Annotated in this window: 18 protein-coding genes; all 18 read right to left on the bottom strand. The window is 41.1% G+C overall.

Annotated features, from left to right (window positions below):
• Positions 1-10: 10 nt before the first annotated feature.
• Positions 11-1,405: a glucuronate isomerase gene (gene uxaC, locus MKX73_RS11895; RefSeq protein ID WP_340717610.1), complete on the bottom strand. Its 1,395-nt coding sequence runs from the start codon at positions 1,403-1,405 to the stop codon at positions 11-13.
• Positions 1,406-1,417: 12 nt separating this feature from the next.
• Positions 1,418-2,698 (bottom strand): TRAP transporter large permease, encoded by a 1,281-nt coding sequence (locus MKX73_RS11890; RefSeq protein ID WP_340717609.1) that lies wholly within the window; start codon positions 2,696-2,698, stop codon positions 1,418-1,420.
• Positions 2,698-3,213: a TRAP transporter small permease gene (locus MKX73_RS11885; protein ID WP_340717608.1), complete on the bottom strand. Its 516-nt coding sequence runs from the start codon at positions 3,211-3,213 to the stop codon at positions 2,698-2,700. Before MKX73_RS11885 ends, MKX73_RS11890 begins: the two co-directional genes overlap by 1 nt.
• A gap of 21 nt (positions 3,214-3,234) precedes the next feature.
• Positions 3,235-4,218: a TRAP transporter substrate-binding protein gene (locus tag MKX73_RS11880; protein WP_340717607.1), complete on the bottom strand. Its 984-nt coding sequence runs from the start codon at positions 4,216-4,218 to the stop codon at positions 3,235-3,237.
• Positions 4,219-4,404: 186 nt separating this feature from the next.
• The gene (locus MKX73_RS11875) at positions 4,405-5,391 is read right to left on the bottom strand and encodes a LacI family DNA-binding transcriptional regulator (RefSeq protein ID WP_340717606.1); all 987 of its coding nucleotides are present in this window, start codon (positions 5,389-5,391) and stop codon (positions 4,405-4,407) included.
• Positions 5,392-5,593: 202 nt separating this feature from the next.
• Positions 5,594-6,847: a signal recognition particle-docking protein FtsY gene (ftsY, locus tag MKX73_RS11870; RefSeq protein WP_340717605.1), complete on the bottom strand. Its 1,254-nt coding sequence runs from the start codon at positions 6,845-6,847 to the stop codon at positions 5,594-5,596.
• The gene (gene smc / locus MKX73_RS11865) at positions 6,844-10,425 is read right to left on the bottom strand and encodes a chromosome segregation protein SMC (RefSeq protein ID WP_340717604.1); all 3,582 of its coding nucleotides are present in this window, start codon (positions 10,423-10,425) and stop codon (positions 6,844-6,846) included. Before smc ends, ftsY begins: the two co-directional genes overlap by 4 nt.
• Position 10,426: 1 nt before the next feature.
• A complete protein-coding gene (rnc, locus tag MKX73_RS11860; RefSeq protein WP_079525138.1) occupies positions 10,427-11,188 on the bottom strand; it encodes a ribonuclease III in 762 nt (253 codons plus the stop codon).
• A 204-nt stretch (positions 11,189-11,392) separates the two neighbouring features.
• A complete protein-coding gene (gene acpP, locus MKX73_RS11855; protein WP_008403327.1) occupies positions 11,393-11,629 on the bottom strand; it encodes an acyl carrier protein in 237 nt (78 codons plus the stop codon).
• Positions 11,630-11,735: 106 nt separating this feature from the next.
• Positions 11,736-12,482: a 3-oxoacyl-[acyl-carrier-protein] reductase gene (fabG, locus tag MKX73_RS11850; protein WP_079525136.1), complete on the bottom strand. Its 747-nt coding sequence runs from the start codon at positions 12,480-12,482 to the stop codon at positions 11,736-11,738.
• Positions 12,473-13,426, bottom strand: coding sequence for an ACP S-malonyltransferase (gene fabD, locus MKX73_RS11845; RefSeq protein WP_340717603.1), 954 nt, complete (start codon positions 13,424-13,426; stop codon positions 12,473-12,475). Before fabD ends, fabG begins: the two co-directional genes overlap by 10 nt.
• A gap of 25 nt (positions 13,427-13,451) precedes the next feature.
• Positions 13,452-14,447, bottom strand: a complete 996-nt coding sequence (gene plsX / locus MKX73_RS11840) for a phosphate acyltransferase PlsX (protein WP_079525132.1) — start codon at positions 14,445-14,447, stop codon at positions 13,452-13,454.
• Positions 14,444-15,016: a transcription factor FapR gene (fapR, locus tag MKX73_RS11835; protein WP_079525130.1), complete on the bottom strand. Its 573-nt coding sequence runs from the start codon at positions 15,014-15,016 to the stop codon at positions 14,444-14,446. The genes plsX and fapR overlap by 4 nt, the downstream gene beginning before the upstream one ends.
• A 116-nt stretch (positions 15,017-15,132) precedes the next feature.
• Positions 15,133-15,552, bottom strand: coding sequence for a VOC family protein (locus MKX73_RS11830; protein ID WP_340717602.1), 420 nt, complete (start codon positions 15,550-15,552; stop codon positions 15,133-15,135).
• A 68-nt stretch (positions 15,553-15,620) separates the two neighbouring features.
• The gene (gene recG / locus MKX73_RS11825) at positions 15,621-17,660 is read right to left on the bottom strand and encodes an ATP-dependent DNA helicase RecG (RefSeq protein ID WP_340717601.1); all 2,040 of its coding nucleotides are present in this window, start codon (positions 17,658-17,660) and stop codon (positions 15,621-15,623) included.
• A 176-nt stretch (positions 17,661-17,836) separates the two neighbouring features.
• Positions 17,837-18,757, bottom strand: coding sequence for an L-serine ammonia-lyase, iron-sulfur-dependent, subunit alpha (gene sdaAA / locus MKX73_RS11820; protein WP_340717600.1), 921 nt, complete (start codon positions 18,755-18,757; stop codon positions 17,837-17,839).
• Between the two features lie 12 nt (positions 18,758-18,769).
• A complete protein-coding gene (gene sdaAB / locus MKX73_RS11815) occupies positions 18,770-19,432 on the bottom strand; it encodes an L-serine ammonia-lyase, iron-sulfur-dependent subunit beta (RefSeq protein ID WP_339175514.1) in 663 nt (220 codons plus the stop codon).
• Between the two features lie 312 nt (positions 19,433-19,744).
• Positions 19,745-21,391 carry a DAK2 domain-containing protein gene (locus MKX73_RS11810; RefSeq protein ID WP_340718893.1) on the bottom strand — a complete coding sequence of 549 codons (1,647 nt, stop codon included), beginning with the start codon at positions 21,389-21,391 and terminating at the stop codon, positions 19,745-19,747.
• Positions 21,392-21,402: the final 11 nt, after the last annotated feature.

Here is a 21,402-nt window from a genome sequence, read left to right as displayed (position 1 = left end):
TCCACCCCACTTAAAAGTTAAAGTAATTTTTTGAATTGTAATAGCAAATATCCTGTACAACTGTTCCAAGAAGCTCATAATCTTCAGGGAATTCTCCATTTTCAACCCATTTACCAATAAGATCACATACTAAGCGTCTAAAATATTCGTGGCGAGTATAAGACAGGAAACTGCGCGAATCCGTCAGCATACCGATAAAGCGGCTGAATACCCCGATGCTTGCGAGTGCTTTCATCTGATCAAGCATTCCTTCTTTTTGGTCATTGAACCACCAAGCCGTACCGAATTGAATTTTCCCCGGTACTTTTTCCTGGAAGCTTCCAATTATACTTGCAATAACGTAATAGTCTTTCGGATTTAATGAATAAATAATCGTTTTCGGTAGCGCATCTTCAAGTGCAAGCGCATCCAGTAAACGTGTCAGCGGTACTGCGATTGGACCATCATTAATGCTGTCATAGCCTGTATCAGGTCCTAATTCATTAAACTGACGTGTATTGTTGTTGCGGTGTGCGGAAATATGATATTGCATCGCCCAATTATAGGAAGCGTATTGTTTTCCTAAAAAGATAAGCAATGCTGTTTTGTATTTCGCCTCATTTTCCAGCGATACTTGTTCCCCTGCAAGCCCCTTTTCAAAAATAGCACTCACTTCTTGTTCTGTCGCTTCAGCATAATAAATCGTATCCAATGCATGATCTGATACTTTGCCACCGACTTCATCAAAAAATTGAATACGTTTTGCAAGGGCCTCTTTCAATTGTTCATAAGACCCGATTGTTTCACCGACTACTTCCGATAATGATCCAATCCATGCCGTAAATGTCGGCTTATTGATTTCCAATGCTTTATCCGGTCTGAAACTTGGCAGTACTTTCACGTTAAACTGCTCATCTTTCTGAAGCGCGATATGATATTCAAGCGAGTCAATCGGATCATCAGTTGTGCAGATTACTTCTACTTTTGAGTCTATAATTAACTGACGTGCTGTTTTTTCGGGTAGTTGTTTATTTACATTGTCCCAAATAGCGCGCGCTGTTTTTTCATTTAATAAAGTTTCTTCATTAAAGAATCGGCGAAGCTCTAGATGTGTCCATTGATATAAAGGATTTCCAATCGTATACGGAACGGTTTTAGCCCATGCTTCGAAACGCTCATAATCATCTGCATCACCCGTTACAAGGTGCTCCGGAACTCCGTTTGCCCGCATCGCACGCCACTTATAATGGTCACCGTACAACCAAGCCTCTGTTATATTTTTGAATTGCTTATCCTCATAAATTTCCTGAGGACTTAAATGACAGTGGTAATCGATAATCGGTAAATCTTTTGCATAGTCGAAATACAGCTTCTCAGCCACTTTATTGTTCAATAAAAATGAATCACCCAAAAATGTTTTTGTCATATTCTAGTCCCCTTACTTCAATAATAGTTCCGGAAGTTTTAACGTAATATCTGGAACAAACGTTATTAATAGCAGTATAACAATCATCGCACCATAAAATGGAAGCATTCCCTTTGTCGCTTTTTCAATCGGTATTTTTCCTATCGCACATCCGACAAACAGACAAGTACCAACAGGCGGTGTTACAAGACCGATTGCTAAGTTAAGAATTAATACAACACCGAATTGAACCGGATCCATACCTGCTTCGATTGCTACCGGCAATAAAATTGGTGTCGCAATCAAAATCAATGGCGCCATATCCATGAACATACCTAATACTAGTAAAACAACATTAATGATCAGTAATGTCACAAAATCATTTGGTGAGATCGCCAATAATGTTTCTGTTACCTTTGAAGGTACCTTTAAGAATGCAAGGAGCCATCCGAATGCTGATGAAGCAGCAATTAAAAACAATACCATCGACAATGTTTTTACAGTACGTTTTAAAATGTTGCCCATCGCCGAAATCGGCACATCTTTATAAACGAAAAATGAAATGATAAATGCATATAATGCACCGATTGCCGCAGATTCTGTCGCTGTGAAAATACCGGATAAAATCCCGCCAATAATAATAACTGCTGTAAACAATCCTAATAAACCTTCGCGAACAATTTTTGGTACCTGTTCACGCTTAATCGGTTCACCTTTCGGATAATTTCGCTTTACCGCAATCGCATATGCAAAAATCATTAAGATTAAGCCTAATGCGATACCGGGAACGATTCCACCCATAAACAATGCACCGACCGATACACCACCGGCAGCAGTAGAATAAATAATCATATTATGACTTGGTGGAATTAAAACCCCTTGTGCAGCACTTGAAATTGTAACGGCTACAGAATATTCCGCATCATACTTTTGCTTTTTCATCATTGGGATCAAAACAGAACCAATTGATGAAACATCCGCTACAGCAGAACCCGAAATACCGCCAAAAAATGTTGAAGATAAAACGTTTACCATCGCTAAACCGCCTCGTACTTTACCGACAATAACATTTGCCAAATTAATTAGACGGCGTGAAATACCGCCTTCATTCATAATTTCACCAGCTAAAATGAAAAATGGAATCGCAATAAGCGAAAAACTGTTTAATCCACTTACCATTCGCTGTACAATAGCCGCTAAATCAATCCCTAAATAAATCGTAGTGACAAATGATGAAACAGCCAGACATAGTGCTACTGGTACACGTAAAAGTAATAACACTACAAATACTGCAAGTAAAATCGCAATCCCCATTATTTAGCCGCCTCCATCGCTTCTTTGGCATCATCATCAAAATCTTCATGAATCGCATCTTTAAAGAACATTTCAATCCCGTAAATCAACGTTAAAATACCACTGACAGGAATCGCACTGTACAGAATACTTTGCGGCAATCCTGTACCTGCCATTAATGAGCCATGCATTAAAAATGTGAAACGGAAACCGTAGTAGATAAAAATGATACTCATTGCAACTACCAATACTTTAGTGATGAGATCAATTTTCTTTTGAATGTTCTTTGGCATCAAACCAACAAATATCCCTACCCCAATATGTAAGTTATCTCTAAATCCGATGGCAATTCCAATAAAGGCAATCCAAATTAGTAAAAGCAATGCCAACTCTTCCGTCCATCTTGGTGTGAAGTCTAAAAAGTTACGTGTAAATATCTGATAGATGATGATTAATGTCATTGCAACAACCATCGTTCCCAAAATAAAATCCAGGCTGCGGTCTAAAATACTTTTTGCTTTTTTTATAGTAGCCACTCGATTGCCCTCCCCTTTGTTTTACTTAACCAATGATTGAATCTTCTCTAAATTCTCTTTAAACTGTTCCCCGTATTTTGTGTAGATTGGTTCAACTGCTTCTTGCCAAGGTGTCACATCATCGATGACTGTAACTGTATTACCTGCATTTCGCGCTTCAAGTAAAGATTTTTCTTCAAGAGCTGCCCATGCTTCTCGCTGCACGACCTGTGATTCCAAGGCCGCTTCCTTAAAAATTTCCTTATCTTCATCGGATAGCGTATCCCAGAAAGCTTTCGAAGCTGTCAAAACTTCCGGTACACTAGAGTGTCCGTCCATCGTTACGTATTTAGCCACTTCAAAATGATTCGTCGTGTAATAACTTGGAAAGTTGTTTTCGGCACCATCAATTACACCTGTTTGAATAGCCGAATAAACTTCACCATAAGACATTGCTGTGGCAGAAGCTCCTAATGCCTCAACCATGTCAATATTTAAACTTGATTGCTGTACTCGAATTTTTAACCCTTCTAAATCTTCCGGTGATTTTATCTCGCGAACCGAATTATAGAAATGACGGTTGCCTGAATCGTAAAAAGCCAACCCTTGTAAATTGGATTCTTTTAACCCATCTAATAATGTCTCGCCGATTTCACCATTCAATACTTCCCACTTATGATCATCATCTGAAAATAAGTACGGTAAAGATAAAACACCTAATGAGTCCGAGAATTCCATTAAAGGACTACCATTGATCCGTGCCAGTTCAATCGCTCCTACCTGCATTAATTCAATGGCACTCTTTTCGTCACCAAGCTGCCCCCCTGTGTAAACTTCCACTTTGTAACGTCCATCAGTTTTTTCTTCTATCAATCTCGCAAATTCATAATCGCCGACTGAAGTAGGATAATCATCTACCTGGTTCTCGGCTAAAATGATTGTTTGAGCTCCATCAGAGGAATTACAAGCAGTTAAAAATATTGTTAATGCAATTAATAGCATTAAAACCCCTTTTGTTTTCATCATTTTTCCCCCTTGTATGCGGTTACATTTAGCTAAAACGTTTTACTAAAACGTTTTATTAAAAAATAATAAATTATCTTTAATGCATTTGCAAGAACAATTCCTAATTTTTAGAATATTATTTTCAAAAAATATTTCAGATATTTAAGAGGACCTGTTCTCATTACAGTTCCTCAATCGTTATTAATCCTATACTAAAATCGGTTCAAACCGGTAGGCGGGTAATAATTCCTCTGTGTAGCCGCTTTTTTTGATTTGCATGAACAAATGAACCGCTTGTTTCGCCATTTCTTCTGTTGGTTGTTCAATCGTTGTCAATTTTGTAGATATAAATTTAGCTAATGGCATTTCGTCAATTACAGCAATACCGATTTTCTCCAAAATGTCTGGAGCATGTTCTTTCATATAGTGTAAAATTGCGAGCAGCATACGGTCATTTCCGGCAATAATTCCATCGAGGCTGACTTCAGTAAGCAACTGCTTTAACTTGTCGGGCAGGTTTTCCGTTGAAGTTGCAATTACTTGATGTTCTCCATATTCGACTCCCCTCTTTTTCATCGCCTGGCGGAAACCTTCCAGCCTTTCGAGACGAGGTGTAATATTTTGTTCAATCGAGCCTGCCACAATAGCTAAATTTTCATAGCCTTTATTCAACAGTTCCCCAACTGCCAATTCGATGGCTTTTTCATTATTCAATAGAACACTTGGTATTTTCACGTCGGCAATCATACGATCTAAAAAAACTACCGGTATATTACTGTTATATAAATAGTCATACAAGTCTTTGTTATTGCCTGTAGGGAAAAGAATAAATCCTTCTACCTGTTTTGCAAGCAGTAAATCAATATGTTCACGTTCCAATTTCGGATTATCATTTGCATTGCACACAATGACCTGAAAACCGTGCTGCTGAAAATGACGCTCTAAATGATGGACGATATGCGTAGTAAAGGTATACATAATATTGGCGACAATAATCCCAATTGTTTGTGTCCCTTTATTTTTCAGGCTTCGCGCTAGAATATTTGGCCTGTAGCGCAGTTTTTCAACAGCTAACTGGATTTTTGCCCGTGTTTCCACACTCATATACTCGTAACGCTGATTCATAAATTGTGAAACGGTACTGACCGAAACATTTGCTTCCTTAGCAACGTCGGCTATTGTTACTTTTTTCATTTTTATCTCCTTTTATTTAATAAATTGTTTACTAAAACGTTTTGGTAAATTTTATCATGTCAAAATATAATGTGAAAAGCAACCCCAGTCAATTCATAATTAAATGAAAATGATTCAATTGAATTACTTTTACATCAAAAAAGCAATTCGTAAAAGTTATACGAATTGCTCTTTGAATATAATGTTAAAGCGAAAATAATCGTTACTCTTCTGCTTTCTCCAGTTCTTTTTCCAGTCCTTCGGCGAATAAACCATAAACATAACGTTCTGCATCGAATGGCTGCAGGTCATCCATTTTTTCACCAAGTCCTACAAATTTCACAGGGATGTGCAATTTGTTGCGGATAGCCAGAACGATACCGCCTTTTGCCGTACCATCCAGTTTCGTTAAAACAATACCCGTTACATTTGTTACCTCTTTGAACATTTGAGCCTGAACAAGCGCATTTTGGCCTGTTGTCGCATCCAATGCAAGAAGTACTTCATGTGGTGCATTCGGAATTTCACGAGAAATTACACGGTGCACTTTTTCAAGTTCGTTCATTAAGTTGACTTTGTTTTGCAGACGACCGGCTGTATCGCAAATTAAAATATCGACACCGCGTTTTTTCGCTGCACGGATCGCATCATACATTACTGCCGCAGGGTCGGAACCTTCTGACTGTGCGATAACTTCTACACCGACACGGTCGCCCCATACTTGCAGCTGCTCAATGGCACCGGCACGGAATGTGTCTCCCGCTGCCAGCATCACGGATTTCCCTTCAGATTTTAAACGGTGGGCCAGTTTACCGATTGTCGTAGTTTTTCCGACACCGTTGACACCAACAAATAAAATAACCGTTAAATCTCCGCTCTGCTGAATATTTAATTCTGTTAAGTTTTCCTCACCAGATTCATAAATTTCAACAAGCTTTTCGGAAATGATCGCCTGAATCCCGTTCGTATCTTTAATGTTTTGACGCTGAACTTCAAAACGTAATTTATCCATTAATTCCATCACTGTTTCAAAGCCGACATCCGCTTGCAGCAGTACATCTTCCAACTCTTCAAAGAAGTCTTCATCCACTTTACGGTAACGTGCTACCAAATCGTTTACTTTAGATGTGAAGGAATTACGTGTTTTCTCCAATCCTGCTTTAAACTTCTGGGTGATCGACCACGCGGACTGTTTTTGAGGTTGGTCCTCTAATTCAGTATCCGACTGATTCGAAATCTCTTCTTCAACAGGCTGTACTTCTTCAGCTGCCGGCTGCTCAGCTGTTTCTTCCTGCTCATTTTCAACAGTTTGTTCAGTTTCGGATTTTTCTTCCTCTACCGTTTCGATTAATTGCTTTTCTTCGTGTACCTGTTCGTCAAGCGGTAACAAATCCACCTGTTGTTCTTGTTGTTCCTGGTGTTCTTTTTGTTCACTGCCACCTGCCAGTTTTTCTTTCAGTCGCTTAAAAAAACTCATTTTCCGCCACTCCCTTGCGCTACTAATTCAGCATGTTCTTCCAGTTTTACCGATACAAGTTTCGATACACCCGACTCCTGCATTGTAATACCATACAGAACATCTGCCCCTTCCATTGTCCCTTTACGGTGCGTAATGACGATGAATTGAGTATGTTCACTAAATTTACGTAAATATTCACTATAACGCACAACATTCGATTCATCCAATGCTGCTTCAACCTCATCCAAAATACAGAATGGTACAGGTCGTGTATTTAAAATCGCAAACAATAAAGCAATAGCCGTTAAAGCACGTTCTCCGCCAGAAAGCAGACTTAAGCTTTGCAGTTTTTTCCCTGGCGGCTGGGCAATAATTTCAATGCCCGTCTCCAGCATATTATTAGGATCCAATAGCACCAGGTCCGCCGTACCGCCGCCAAACAACTCTCTGAACGAAATGACGAATTGCTTGCGGATCTGCTTAAATGTTTCACTGAAGCGCTCGGTCATTTCTTCATCCATCTCGCCGATTGCTTTGTGCAGCGTGTCTTTTGCAGCGACCAAATCTTCACGTTGTTCACTTAAAAATGTATAACGCTCCTGAACACGTTCGTATTCTTCAATCGAAGCCAGATTGACCGGACCGAGTTCTTCGATCGATTGCTTCAGCAGCTTCACTTTCCGTCGAACTTGTTCTTCGTCTTCAATGCTGATTGCTTCTTCTTGAGCAGATAAAACATCAAGTTCATATTGCTCGAGTAATTGCTCTTGCAAACTATTCATTTCAAATTCAATTCGGCTGCATTTCAGCTCAAGTGCACGCAATGCATCAACATAGCTTTTGTGTACTCGCTGTATTTCCTGCAGGTGAATTTCATTTTCCGTAACCTGTTCATGCAGAGCAGAACGCATTGTACGGTTCTTTTGAATAATTTCTGTCAGCGCATCTTTTTTCTCCGTCCATTCGACAATTGTTTGGGCCAATTCTTCTGCTGATGGCCCATTTAAGCCATCTTCGGATTCTACCCAGTCGATTTCCCGGGAAATTTTTTCGACATTTGCCTGTGCTTTAGACAGGTTCAATTCAATTCCTGCAATCGAAGCCTGTACTTGCGTCAGTTGCTCCTGGGCGACAGCAAGCTCAGATCTTTTTTGGGCCAGCTGTTCACGCAACACATCTTTTTGCGTTTCACTCTGTGCCTTAGCGAGTGTCAGTTCATCAACCGTTTGCTGAATTTCCTGTAATTCATCGCTTAATTCAGTCAATCGTGATTGTGCAGCTGACTGCTGTTCGTTTAATGACTCTTTACGTGTCGATAATGAAGTTTGCTCCGACTGCGTAATCGTTACCGTCGTCTGTAAGTTCTTCACAATCATATCGAGTTCCATAAGCTTCGCACGGTGAATCTGCTCTTGCTCACGCAATGATTCACCTTGCAGTTTCATCTCTTCCAATGAGTGACGTAATGAGGCAATCTGTTCTTTCTTTGTCGCTACCGTTTGCTCGGCAGAATGGATTGTTGACTCCATTTCTCCCAATGTCACTACAAGTTTGTCGAGTTCCGCTTTACGCGAGAACAATGAACTTTGCTGCTTTACGGCACCACCAGTTAAGGAACCACCAGCATTCACGATGTCCCCTTCAAGAGTAACAACGCGGTACTTAAATCCGCATAAACGGGCAATTTGACTTGCACCTTCCAAAGAAGATGCAACTAATACATTACCTAAAAGGTTTTCAATAATTGTCGTATTTTCCTGTGCATAATTTACTAGTTCATATGCCAATGCAACATATGCAGGATGAGATTGAATATCGCTTAATTGCTGTGCATGAATTTTCCGTGAACGCATTACTGTTTTCGGTAAAAATGTTGCACGGCCTGCACGTTTTTGCTTCAACCAGCCAATTGCTTTTTGGGCATGTTGTTCATTTTCAGTCACAATATGCTGTGAAGCTGCGCCTAATGCAGTTTCAATTGCCTGTGAGTATTTTGCCTCGACTTGAATCAGCTCGGCTACCGCACCTTCGATTCCTTGCAGTTCTTTACGATCCCGCGCTAAAAGGACTTCCTTAACACCATGGAAGAAGCCTGAGAAATCAGCCTCAAGTTCAGCCAATGTCTCTTTACGCGCTTTTAATTGCTGATGATGCTGATAAGCTTTATACAATAATGCCTGCTTTTCATCTAAATCGGCAGTCGCTGATTTTAATTGATGTTGCATTATATCAAAATGATTAAGTTGCTCTTTTACAGACAGTTCCGCCTGTTCAAGTGCACGTTCTGTCACTTCTTTTGCAATGAGTGCTTCAGTCAGTTCTTTTTGAATTTCAGATGAACGACCTGTCATTCGCTCAACAGATGCCTGTTCCTGCGAAAGCTGCTGATCGATATGCTTTAATTCATTTTTTACTGTCGCTTCTTCGTTAAGCAAGTTGATGTAAGTATTTTTCGCATCTTCAATTTCTTGTTCGATTTCCGAAGCAGAGCGTGTTAAAGCTTGCTCGACCTGCTTTAGCGTCGAACGAATTTCAGTAACGATTTTTTGCTTTTCCGTAAACTGACCGCGTTTTTCACGTTCAGCCTCTTGCAGATCTTTTACCGTATTGGATGCTTCCGTTAAGCTTTCACGTAGTTGCTGAATTTGTTTTTCGGCATTAGAACGTTTTTCGTTAAATAGCGCTTTACGGCCTTCCCATCGCTCTACTTCCGCGCTCGCCTCGACAAGCTGTTCCTGGGAACCGTCCAGTACTTCGTCAATCGCTTTTAACTCCGTACGCATTTTGCGCAACTGTTGTTCAACTGTCGCAATTTCAGTTGCATGTTCTTTTTCGGTTGCTGTTAATTTTTGCTGCTCTTCAGTATAGCCTTGCAATACTTTGCCGTTTGCACGGATATCATGAACCATTAATGCTATATCAAAATCTTTCAGTTCTTCGGTCATTCTCACGTAATCTTTCGCGCTGGATGCCTGAATTTTCAATGGCTCAAGACGCTGATCAATTTCATGCAGAATATCGAGAACCCGATTTAGATTTTCATCTGTTTCAACAAGCTTATGCTCCGCTTTTTTCTTGCGCTGCTTATATTTTAAAACACCTGCAGCCTCTTCAAAAATACTGCGGCGGTCATCTGGACGGCTGTTTAAAATTTCATCAACCCGTCCTTGCGAAATAATGGAAAAAGCTTCTTTCCCAAGCCCAGAATCCATGAACAAGTCTGTAATATCTTTCAGACGACATTGCTGGTTATTCAGTAAATATTCACTTTCGCCTGAGCGATAAACACGTCTTGTCACACTTACCTCTGTATAAGGTATTGCTACTTGTTCATCTGTATTATCTAAAACGAGTGTAACTTCCGCAAAGTTCAGTGCTCTTCTTGATTCACTTCCTGCAAAAATAACGTCTTCCATTTTGGCTCCACGCAGACTTTTGGCAGACTGCTCTCCTAATACCCACCGGATTGCATCTGTTACATTACTTTTCCCACTACCATTAGGTCCTACAACTGCTGTAACACCAGGTACAAAATCAATCCCGATACGTTCGGCAAATGATTTAAAGCCTACTACTTCGAGTCTTTTAAGGAACATGTTATTCCTCCTCTTGCTTTGACTGCTTAAGCATCAGCATGGCACTTTGTGCTGCTTGCTGCTCAGCCTCTTTCTTTGATTTTCCACGGCCAATACCTAACTCCTGGCTGTTTAACAATACGCGTGAAACGAATGTTCGATTATGTGCTGGACCTTTTTCATCAACAATTTCATAATTTAAAAGGCCGTTATTTGTTTGTTGAATAATTTCTTGTAATTGACTTTTAAAATCCATCACATGCGAAAAAGCACCGACTTCAACTTTAGGGAATACGACACGTTCTAAAAATGCGACAACTACTTCTAGACCTTGATCTAAATAAAGGGCTCCTACAAATGATTCAAATACGTCAGCAAGTAATGCCGGACGTTCACGACCACCTGTTAATTCTTCACCTTTACCTAATAAAACGAATTGTCCGAAGTTTAGTTCATTCGCAAAAACAACTAGTGATGGCTCACAAACGATTGATGCACGTAATTTCGTAAGTTCCCCTTCGCTCATATTCGGAAATTTTTCAAATAAATATTTTGATACAGATAACTCTAATACAGCGTCCCCTAAAAATTCTAATCGCTCGTTGTCCGTAAATAATTTGCGGCGATGCTCATTCACATAAGATGAATGTGTAAATGCTTGATATAATAAATCTTTATTCTGGAAATGAATGTTCATTTCGTTTTCTAAAACTTGAAATTGTTCTTTTACTTTTTCAGGGAGTACACCGGGTTTCTGGTTGTTCCCTTTTTTTCTATAGGTCATGTACTTTCTGCCTTCCTTCTAGTTTCTATCGTTTAGTTTACCTTGTTCTATAGCATTGTGCAAAGGGTATCAGTCAAATTCCTATCAAATTTCGTTTTATTTGTTCAGCCAGCTAGAAACTGCTATTTAACGCAATTTTCAGACGCAAAAAAGGCTGTACAAAAGTCATTGTGACTTCGTACAGCCCTGTGTTTTATAAATGAATTAGCTAATTTTGCTTTCGATGTATGAAATTGCATTACCAACTGTTGCAATTTTTTCTGCATCTTCATCAGAAATTTCCATATCGAACTCATCTTCAAGTTCCATTACTAACTCAACAACATCTAATGAATCTGCACCTAAATCCTCACGGAATGATGCTTCTAATTTCACTTCGCTTTCGTCAACGCCTAAACGGTCAACGACTACTTTTGAAACACGCTCAAATACTGTAGACAAATCAGTCACCTCCCCTCAATGAATCTAATCTATTGATTTCCGTTCTGGGCACACTTTCCGCGGGCACTTCACTCCAATCAACTAGATTACTTATATTTCAATCATATTAAGCCATTACCATGCCGCCGTCTATTTGGAGGGTTTGGCCTGTAATGTAGTTGGCGCTGTCTGATGCGAAAAATACGACAGCTTTTGCGATATCTTCCGGTTGACCTAGTTTTGCCAATGGAATTTGTTTCAGCATACCTTCTTTTAAATCTTCAGGTAAACCTTCTGTCATTTCCGTTGTAATAAAGCCTGGTGCAATGGCATTAACTAAAATATTACGTGATGCAAGTTCCTGCGCAGTTGTTTTCGTAAGACCGATCACACCCGCTTTTGCTGCTACGTAGTTTGCCTGTCCGGCATTTCCTGCAACCCCAACGATTGAAGAAATATTAATAATGCGTCCTGCACGTTGTTTCATCATTTGACGCGTTACGGCTTTTGTACAAAGGAAAACACCTTTTAAATTCGTATTGATGACATCATCCCATTCGTCATCTTTCATACGCATTAATAGATTGTCACGCGTAATGCCCGCATTGTTCACTAAAATATCAATCGAACCGTACGTATCAAGCGCTGATTTCATTAAATTCTGTACAGAATCCGCATCTGCCACATTCGCCTGCACGGCAATTGCTTCGCCGCCGTTTGCTTTAATTTCTTCTACAACTTCCTGTGCCTTTTGTTCGCTTCCGCTATAATTGACAACGACTTTTGCACCTTCACTTGCCAATTGTAATGCGATTGCGCGACCAATGCCACGAGATGCCCCTGTTACGACAGCACATTTCCCTGTTAAACCCATTGTTTCCACTCCTTTGATGCCTCAACAACTTGTGTCAAACTCGCCTCATCATATACACAGTATGTTTGTACATTGCGGTCGATTTTTTTCACTAAGCCTGATAATACTTTTCCAGGTCCGCATTCGATAAAGACTGTTACCCCTTCAGCAATAAGCTTTTCAATGTTTTGCTGCCATTGTACAGAGCTTGTTACTTGGGCAACCATTTCTTCTTTAATTGCTTCAACCGTCGTTAAAAGCTCTGAAGTTACATTGCTCACTACCGGAATTTTTGGTTCCTGTAATGGTAAATTTGCTACCGTATCTTTTAAATTATGTGCTGCTTTCTGCATTAATGAACTATGGAAAGGACCGCTTACGACTAAAGGTAAAGCTCGTTTTGCTCCTGCTTCCTTCGCTCTTTTACATGCTTCGTCAACACCTTGTTTCGTACCTGAAATCACAATTTGGCCCGGACAGTTGAAGTTCGCTATTTGAACAACTTCTCCTTCAGCGGATACTTGCTGGCAAATGGCGTCTAGTTTTTCTCCGTCTAACGCCAATATTGCTGCCATTGCTCCTTGACCTGCAGGTACTGCCTCGTCCATAAATACACCCCGTCTATGAACTGTTTGAACTGCATCTTCAAAATCAATTACTCCTGAAATGACAAATGCACTGTATTCTCCTAACGAATGTCCCGCAGTATATTGCGGTGCAATACCGGCTTTAATCAGCTTATTTGCGATCATCACCCCTGATGTCAACAAAGCTGGCTGAGCATGGTATGTCAGTGTTAATGTTTCTTGTGGACCGTTTAACATATAGTCCGACAATGGAAGGTTCAACACTTCGTTTGCTCGTTCATAATACTGTCTGCTTACTTCATCATTCGCAACAAACTCCGCACCCATCCCTACAGTTTGTGAACCTTGTCCTGGAAAAATAAAAGCAATTTTTGTCATTTGATAATCCCCTTTGTGAAAAAGCTTATTCCGGCTTTGGCAATTGCTCAATTTTTTTGGTAATTGTTTCGCATACTTTATGCTCTACCATAATTGTCGCTTGGCGAATTGCACTGTAAATCGCACGTGCATTTGAAGAACCATGTGCTTTGATAACAGGTGCTTTCAGGCCGAATAAAGCCGCCCCACCGTATTCTGTATAATCCATTTTATCTTTTAACTGTTTTAGATCATTTTTAACTAATGCTGCAGCAATTTTCGTTTTTGTCGTGGCAAATAACGCATCCTTCAACATTTTGAAAACCGTGCCTGCCGTTCCTTCAATTGTTTTCAGCACCATATTGCCTGTAAACCCATCCGTTACGACAACATCAGCGACCCCATTCAGTAATTCGCGCGCTTCTACATTGCCTTCAAAGTTAAAATCCGCTTCTTTCAACAATGTGAATGCCGCTTTCGTTAATTCATTACCTTTTTTATCTTCTGTTCCGATATTTAATAATCCAATACGAGGTGCATTTTGACCGCGTACTTGCTTCACATAAATATCACCCATAATTGCGTACTGTAATAAGTTTTCAGGTTTTGCATCTGCATTCGCCCCTAAATCAAGCATAAGGAAGCCATCACCATTCATCGTCGGTAATGTTGTTGCTAATGCAGGACGGGCTACCCCATCAATACGCCCTACTTTGAAAAGTCCGCCTGCCATTAAAGCACCAGTATTCCCGGCCGATAAACAAGCGTCCGCCTTTCCTTCAGCAACCGCATCAAGCATACGGGCCATTGAAGAATCTTTTTTGCGGCGTACTGCTCGTGCCGGGTCGTCCTCCGCTTCTACAACTTCACTACAATGAACAACCGTTAGGCGATCGTGATTTTTTAAAAATGGTGCCATTTTTTGTTCATCGCCATATAAATCAATCGTTAATTTCGGAAAATCTTCTAGCGCCATGAAGACACCTTCCACGATTGCCTGTGGTGCGTTATCTCCGCCCATACCATCTACTGCTATTTTCATGTTGTTTCTTCACCTTTCATCCGATACATTTCAAACTCTCCCTTGAAAACTATTTCATTATCAACAGAAGAAGTCACTTCGATAAATGTACGGTTTTTATCAGGGTTTTTCCCTTTTACAACTGCCTTCGTTACGACACGATTACCTGCTCGAACCGGCTTCACGAAAGCTACATTTGATTTTACAGTAAGGGCAAGCTCATCATCAATTACTGCAACCGCCAAAGAATTGGCCTGTGCAAATAAATGGTGACCGCGCGCTATGCCGTTGCGCTGGAAAACATGTTCTTCTCCAACATCAAATATTGAAATTGCCCGGTTATCCAGCTCTATATCAATAATTTCACCGATGACTTCATCAAGTGGCAACGATTTTACTTCATCATATTTTTTAGCAGCAACATCTTTAATACGTTCACGCAATTCCGGAATAGCGAGTTCCATGCGATCCAATCGAATTGTTTGAACGCTCACATTAAATTCGGCTGCTAATTGTTCATCTGTCACGAAAGGATTGTCTGCGATCTGTTCAGTCAATAACGACTGTCGCTCTTTTTTGGAACGCTTCATCGTATTTGTTACCTACCTTTAATTTTCTAAAAGATTAGTATTAGCACTTGGTACTAATATCAATATACATGTATAAAAAAAAGAACGCAACAACTTTTTGTCGCGTCCCCAAATTCTTATGCTTCAAGGCTTAGCTGCCACAGTACACCAAACTTATCTTTTACTTGCCCATAGCACTTGCTCCAAAAGGTCTCCTGCAACTCCATTACGACCTTTCCGTCTTTTCTTAAACCATCGAAAATAAATCGGATTTCCTGCTCGTCTTTTGATGTATAGGCAATGCTGATATTGTCTCCTACCGTCGCTTGCGGAGAGCCCGGATACGTATCGGAAAACATCATTTGACCTTCCTGCAGTTCAATTTGCGCATTCATGACCAAATCTTTTGCTTCCGGCGGAATAGGGCGCTCAGGATTCGGCGGTAATTCTCCAAATGTTGAAATCGTTACACTTTTGGCATTAAACAGTTCTGCATATAACACCACTGCCTCTTTTGCTTGTCCATTTAGCACGAAATACGGATACATGTTTCCCATCTTATAACCTCTTTTCAGCATTTTTAAGTAGCATAACTAGTTTTCCACCAATTACAGGTTCTAATCGTTTAATCGATTCGTTCTCCCTGCAGAACACCAGAAGCCGTTAAATCTTCCCGTAAAAATTCATATTCCGGATTTTGCCAGAATGCCTCATCATAGAGCATTTTCTCGGCATCCTGTCTTGCTGTTTCAAGAGCCCGGTAATCATGGACAAGATCGGCCAGTTTAAATTCCGGCAACCCGCTTTGTCGTTTCCCGAAGAAATCACCTGAACCGCGCAGCTCCAAATCTTTTTCAGCCAGGCGGAAACCGTCATTCGTCTCAGTCATACTCATCATACGTTCTTTTCCTTCATCTGTTTTCGGATCGGCAATCAGCACACAATAGGATTGATGTTCCCCACGGCCGACACGACCGCGCAGCTGGTGAAGCTGTGCTAGACCAAAACGCTCGGCATCATATATTGTCATGAATGTCGCGTTTGGTACGTTTACCCCGACTTCGACAACAGTTGTCGATACAAGCACATGAATTTCCCCATCACTAAATGCACGCATGACCGCATCTTTTTCATCCGAATGCAATCGACCATGCATCAGGCCGACTTCAAAACGGTTGCCGAAATACGCCTTCAATTGCTCGTAGGCTTCCACTGCATTTTGCACATCCAGTTTATCGGACTCTTCGATTAACGGCGCGATGACATACGCTTGGCGGCCTGCTTCAAGTTCCTGGGTCATGCGCATCAGCACACTGTTCAGCTGTTCTTTTTTCAGCCAATGTGTTTCAATCTCTTTTCTTCCTGCAGGTAACTCATCAATAATCGAAACATCCATCTCCCCAAAAGCTGTAATGGCCAATGTACGCGGGATAGGTGTTGCGGTCATGAACAGTACATCCGGGTTTTCGCCTTTTTCACGCAGTACACGACGCTGTTCTACACCAAAACGATGCTGTTCATCCGTTATGACAAATCCTAGCTTACTGAATTCAACATCCGGCTGAATAAGTGCATGTGTCCCAATGAGAATATCGATTTCTCCTGCTGCGAGCTGTGCCAATAATTCACGGCGCGCCTTTGTTTTTGTGGAGCCCGATAATAAAGCGATTTTAACGCCGATCGGATCAAACCACATATGCAGGTTTTCCGCATGCTGTTCTGCTAAAATTTCGGTGGGTGCCATTAAAGCCCCTTGATACCCGGCCGTTACAGCTGCATATAGGCCGATTGCCGCAACAACCGTCTTCCCAGAACCAACATCCCCTTGAAGCAGTCGGTTCATACGTTGCGGCAACAGTAAATCCTTGCAAATTTCATTGACGACCCTCTTTTGGGCACCTGTTAACTCATACGGCAAAGTTGCTATAAATTCCTTTAATTTTTCGAGATCAAAGCGAACGGAAATCCCTTTTTCATTTTCTTTATTCGCTTTTCTCAATGCTTGAATACGCAGCTGGAACTGCAGTAATTCTTCGTATACGAAGCGGCGGCGCGCCTGTTTTGCATGGTCTGCACTTTGCGGAAAATGCACCCCTTCCAGCGCTTCTTGAATATTAACCAGCTGATAGCTTTCACGGAGATCGTTCGGCAATGTCTCAGGCAATTGTTCCTTGACGGTGTCCAACGCTTGGCGCATATATTTACGGAAGCGTTTTTGCTGAATATTCCCTTTCAAACTATAAACAGGCTCAAAATCGACTTGTTCTGTCTTCGGTCCGAATGTTACGGACGAACCGACAATTACTTGTCGTCCGCGATCCCATTTGCCGGTAACCGTAATGATGCCGCCGGTAGAAATTTTTTGCCGCAAATAATTTTGATTGAAAAATACGACTTTAATTAAATGTCTTCCTGCAAGAGCCGTAAATTGCAGTCGGGATTTATTTTTCCCTAAAAACATTACGGTCGGTTCACTTTCGACACGTGCTTCAATCGTCACACGTTCATTATGCGGTGTTTCAGTCAAATCTTTTAATCGAAAATCTTCATGGCGGTATGGAAATGTCCAAATCAGGTCATGGATTGTCTCGATGCCAATTTTCATTAAATTTTCGGCTGTTTCTTTTCCGATTCCCTTTAACTCTGAAACTGGCTCATGAATCATTGTCGACACTTCCTTCCTTTAGGAGTTTTATATAGTTTAACAATATCATAAATGGGTGCATATGTTCCCTCGTAAACTAAAAAAAGCCAGCGCAAATTCAAAAAATAACATTTTCCTCTATGAGAAAAATGTTATTTTTTCGCTGTGCGTAAAAATTGATTTCCATTCCGGGGTAATTAGTTACTGCCTACACGTGACTTCAGCAGGCTTTTCAGGTCTCCGCCTTCAAAGATTGCATGGGTAATAGCTTTGCCTGTTGGTGTTGCGGCTAAACCGCCTCGTGCTGTTTCTTTCAGGTTCGGGCTCATTGACTGACCAATTCGGTACATTGCGCCGATTACCTCATCACATGGAATTCGGCTTGTCACACCTGCCAATGCCATATCCGCTGCGACTAATGAGTTGGATGCACCCATTGCATTACGTTTAACACAAGGCACTTCCACTAAGCCAGCAACAGGATCACATACTAAACCGAGCATATTTTTCAGTGTGATTGCAAATGCTTCCGAACTTTGCTGCGCTGTGCCGCCAGCCATTTCCACAATTGCTGCCGCCGCCATTGCCGATGCACTGCCGACTTCCGCCTGACAGCCACCTTCCGCACCTGAAATTGATGCATTGTTTGCAACGATAAAACCGAACGCTCCAGATGTGAATAAATAGCGAATCATCTGTTCACGTGTCGGATTTAATTTATTTTTGACTGCAAATAACGTCCCCGGAACTACTCCCGCTGAACCTGCAGTTGGTGTTGCACAAATTGTACCCATTGCCGCATTCACTTCATTTGTAGCAACAGCTTTGCTGACAGCATCAAGTAAAAGGTCTCCGGCTAATGTATTGCCTTTTTTAATATAGTTCTGAATAAGTACAGCATCGCCACCCGTTAAACCTGTTACGGACTGTACACCTTTCAAGCCGCGCTCTACCGCTTCTTCCATAATCGTTAAGTTGCGGTCCATCTGCTTAAAGATATCTTCACGCGAGCGACCTGTAATTAACATTTCCTGCTCGATCATCAAATCGGAAATCAGCTTTCCATCTCTTTCGGCCAACTCCACCAGCTCACGAACACTGCGGAATAAAACATCCATATTTGCCACCCCTTAGTTATTAATTTTCGATACTTTCGTAATATGCGGAATGTATGAAATCTGCTCTAACAGACGCTGATCGATGTTCTGATCGACTTCAATCACCATTAAAGCGGTTAAACCACGTTCAATACGCGATACTTCCATATGTCCAATATTGACATCATGCATTGCTAAACAGTTCGCCACGTTCGCAATACAGCCTGCACGGTCATCATGCACAACTAAAATTGCCGGCATCCCGCCTGTCAGACGCAGCTTGAATCCATTCACTTCACTAATTTCAATTTTACCGCCTCCGATCGAAATGCCTTCAACGCTCATTTCCGATTCGTCATCGCCCATTAATATACGCGCGGTATTTGGATGCTCTTTATTAGCTGTTTCCGGAATAAATTCAAATTGCAGGCCTGCTTTTTCTGCTTCCGCAAAAGAAGTTTTAATACGTTCATCATCCGTATCGTAATCTAATAACCCACCGATAATCGCCACATCCGTTCCGTGGCCGCGGTACGTTTCGGCAAAAGAACCGTATAAATAAATTTTAGCCCATTTCGGCTGCCGTCCAAACAAATCGCGTGCAACACGCCCAATTCGCGCTGCCCCTGCTGTATGTGAAGAGGACGGACCAATCATAACAGGTCCAATAATATCAAACACCGATGTAAATTTCATAAAGCTATCCCCCCATATTCTTTCATACTTTCATTTATTCCTAGTGTACTCATTTTCTCTGCAATTAACAAACTTCTTGTTGTAAAAACGGAATAATAACCAAATTGAGGATTATCCTCCATAAGTTTACGCAGACGTGTAAGCTGCATAGCGAATAATTTTGTGAAAGCAGGATTTTCAATTCACAACAAGGGTCATAACCGAACTGGGGAAATCTATGTTAATTTCCTTTCGCATTCACCCGCGTCAATCCACTTAAACATAACGAAAGCAGTGCATACACGGATGTACACACTGCTTTCACTATTAATTTTATTCTACAGATAAAATGAACGGATACAGGGATTGCTTACCTTCTACAATTTCCACTTCAGCATCCGGATAGTTTTCTTCGATAAAGTTCTGTAATTCATCGGCTTGTTCTGCTGTTGCATCTTCACCATAAATGATTGTGATGATTTCAGAATCTTCATCCATTAATCCTTCAAGCACTTTTTTCGCTGCATCCATCATTTCAGGAGTCGATAAAATAATTTTACCTTCAGCCAATGCCATATAATCATCTTTGCGGATTTCAACACCGTCAATCGATGTATCACGTACTGCAAATGTTACCTGACCAGTCTTCACATGGGCAAAGCCTTGTGTCATGTTAGACTTGTTCGTATCAACCGACTCAGCAGGATTGAATGCTAAAATAGCTGCCATTCCTTGAGGGATCGTTTTTGTCGGCACAACCGCTGCTTCAATTTCCAGAAGTTCAGCTGCTTGCTCTGCCGCCATAATGATATTTTTGTTGTTCGGTAAAATCAGAACACGCTCTGCTCCAATTTCTTTTACCGCTTTTACGATGTCTTCAGTAGAAGGGTTCATCGTCTGTCCGCCTTCAATTACATATGAAGCACCGATCGAGCGCAGAAGATTGGATACACCTTCACCCATTGCAATTGTTACAATCGCATATGGTACTTTTGTTTTTTGCTGTTTCGCAGGTGCTTGTGGTGCATCGTTGACAATCGCAGAATGCTGCTCACGCATATTGTCTACTTTAATTTTAATTAGACTGCCATATTTTTGACCCGCTGCAAGTACGGCACCTGGAGTTTCCGAGTGTATATGTACTTTTGCAATTTCATCGTCCGAGATTACGAGTAATGAGTCGCCCATAGGATTCAATTCTTGGCGGAACTGTTCTTCATTAAATGGTGATTTATCTTCCTCTAAACGCACCATGATTTCTGTACAGTATCCAAATTCAATATCAGATGTGTCCATGAAGTCTTGTACACGGTGATGTTCTGCATTAATTAAATCATCCAGTGAAGATTCATTTTTTTCCGGTAGTGGCTCGCCTTTCATAGAAGCAAGGAATCCTTCGTAAACGAACAGTAATCCTTGGCCGCCGCTGTCGACAACGCCTACTTCTTTTAAGACTGGTAAAAGATCCGGTGTGCGGTTTAATGATTGTTTCGCTTCCTCGATGAATGCTTCCATCAGGATAATCATATCTTCTTCTGTTTCAGCAACTTCCACACCTTTTGCTGCCGCTTCACGGGCAACCGTCAGGATTGTCCCTTCGACTGGTTTCATAACGGCTTTATAGGCAGTATCTACACCTGCCTGGAATGCGTTCGCTAAGCCTTTCGCGTCGATTTCAGCTTCTTTTTCAATCGCTTTGCCGAACCCGCGGAATAACTGAGATAAAATTACGCCTGAATTTCCGCGTGCGCCCATTAGTAAGCCTTTTGATAAAGCCTGAGCTGTTTTACCGATATGTGCACTTACATTGGCTTCTGTTTCATCTGCACCAGATGTCATTGATAAATTCATATTTGTCCCTGTATCACCATCCGGCACAGGGAATACATTTAGCGAATCTACATAAGCTGCATTTTGGTATAGGTGATGTGCACCCATTTGTACCATTTCAGCAAATTTAATTCCGTCTAAAGACTTCATTCGATTCATTT

This window comes from Solibacillus sp. FSL W7-1436, from assembly GCF_038007305.1.
Classification (GTDB): domain Bacteria; phylum Bacillota; class Bacilli; order Bacillales_A; family Planococcaceae; genus Solibacillus.
The sequence above is the reverse complement of the archived record's forward strand: the minus strand, read 5'-3'. Positions and strand labels throughout refer to the sequence as shown.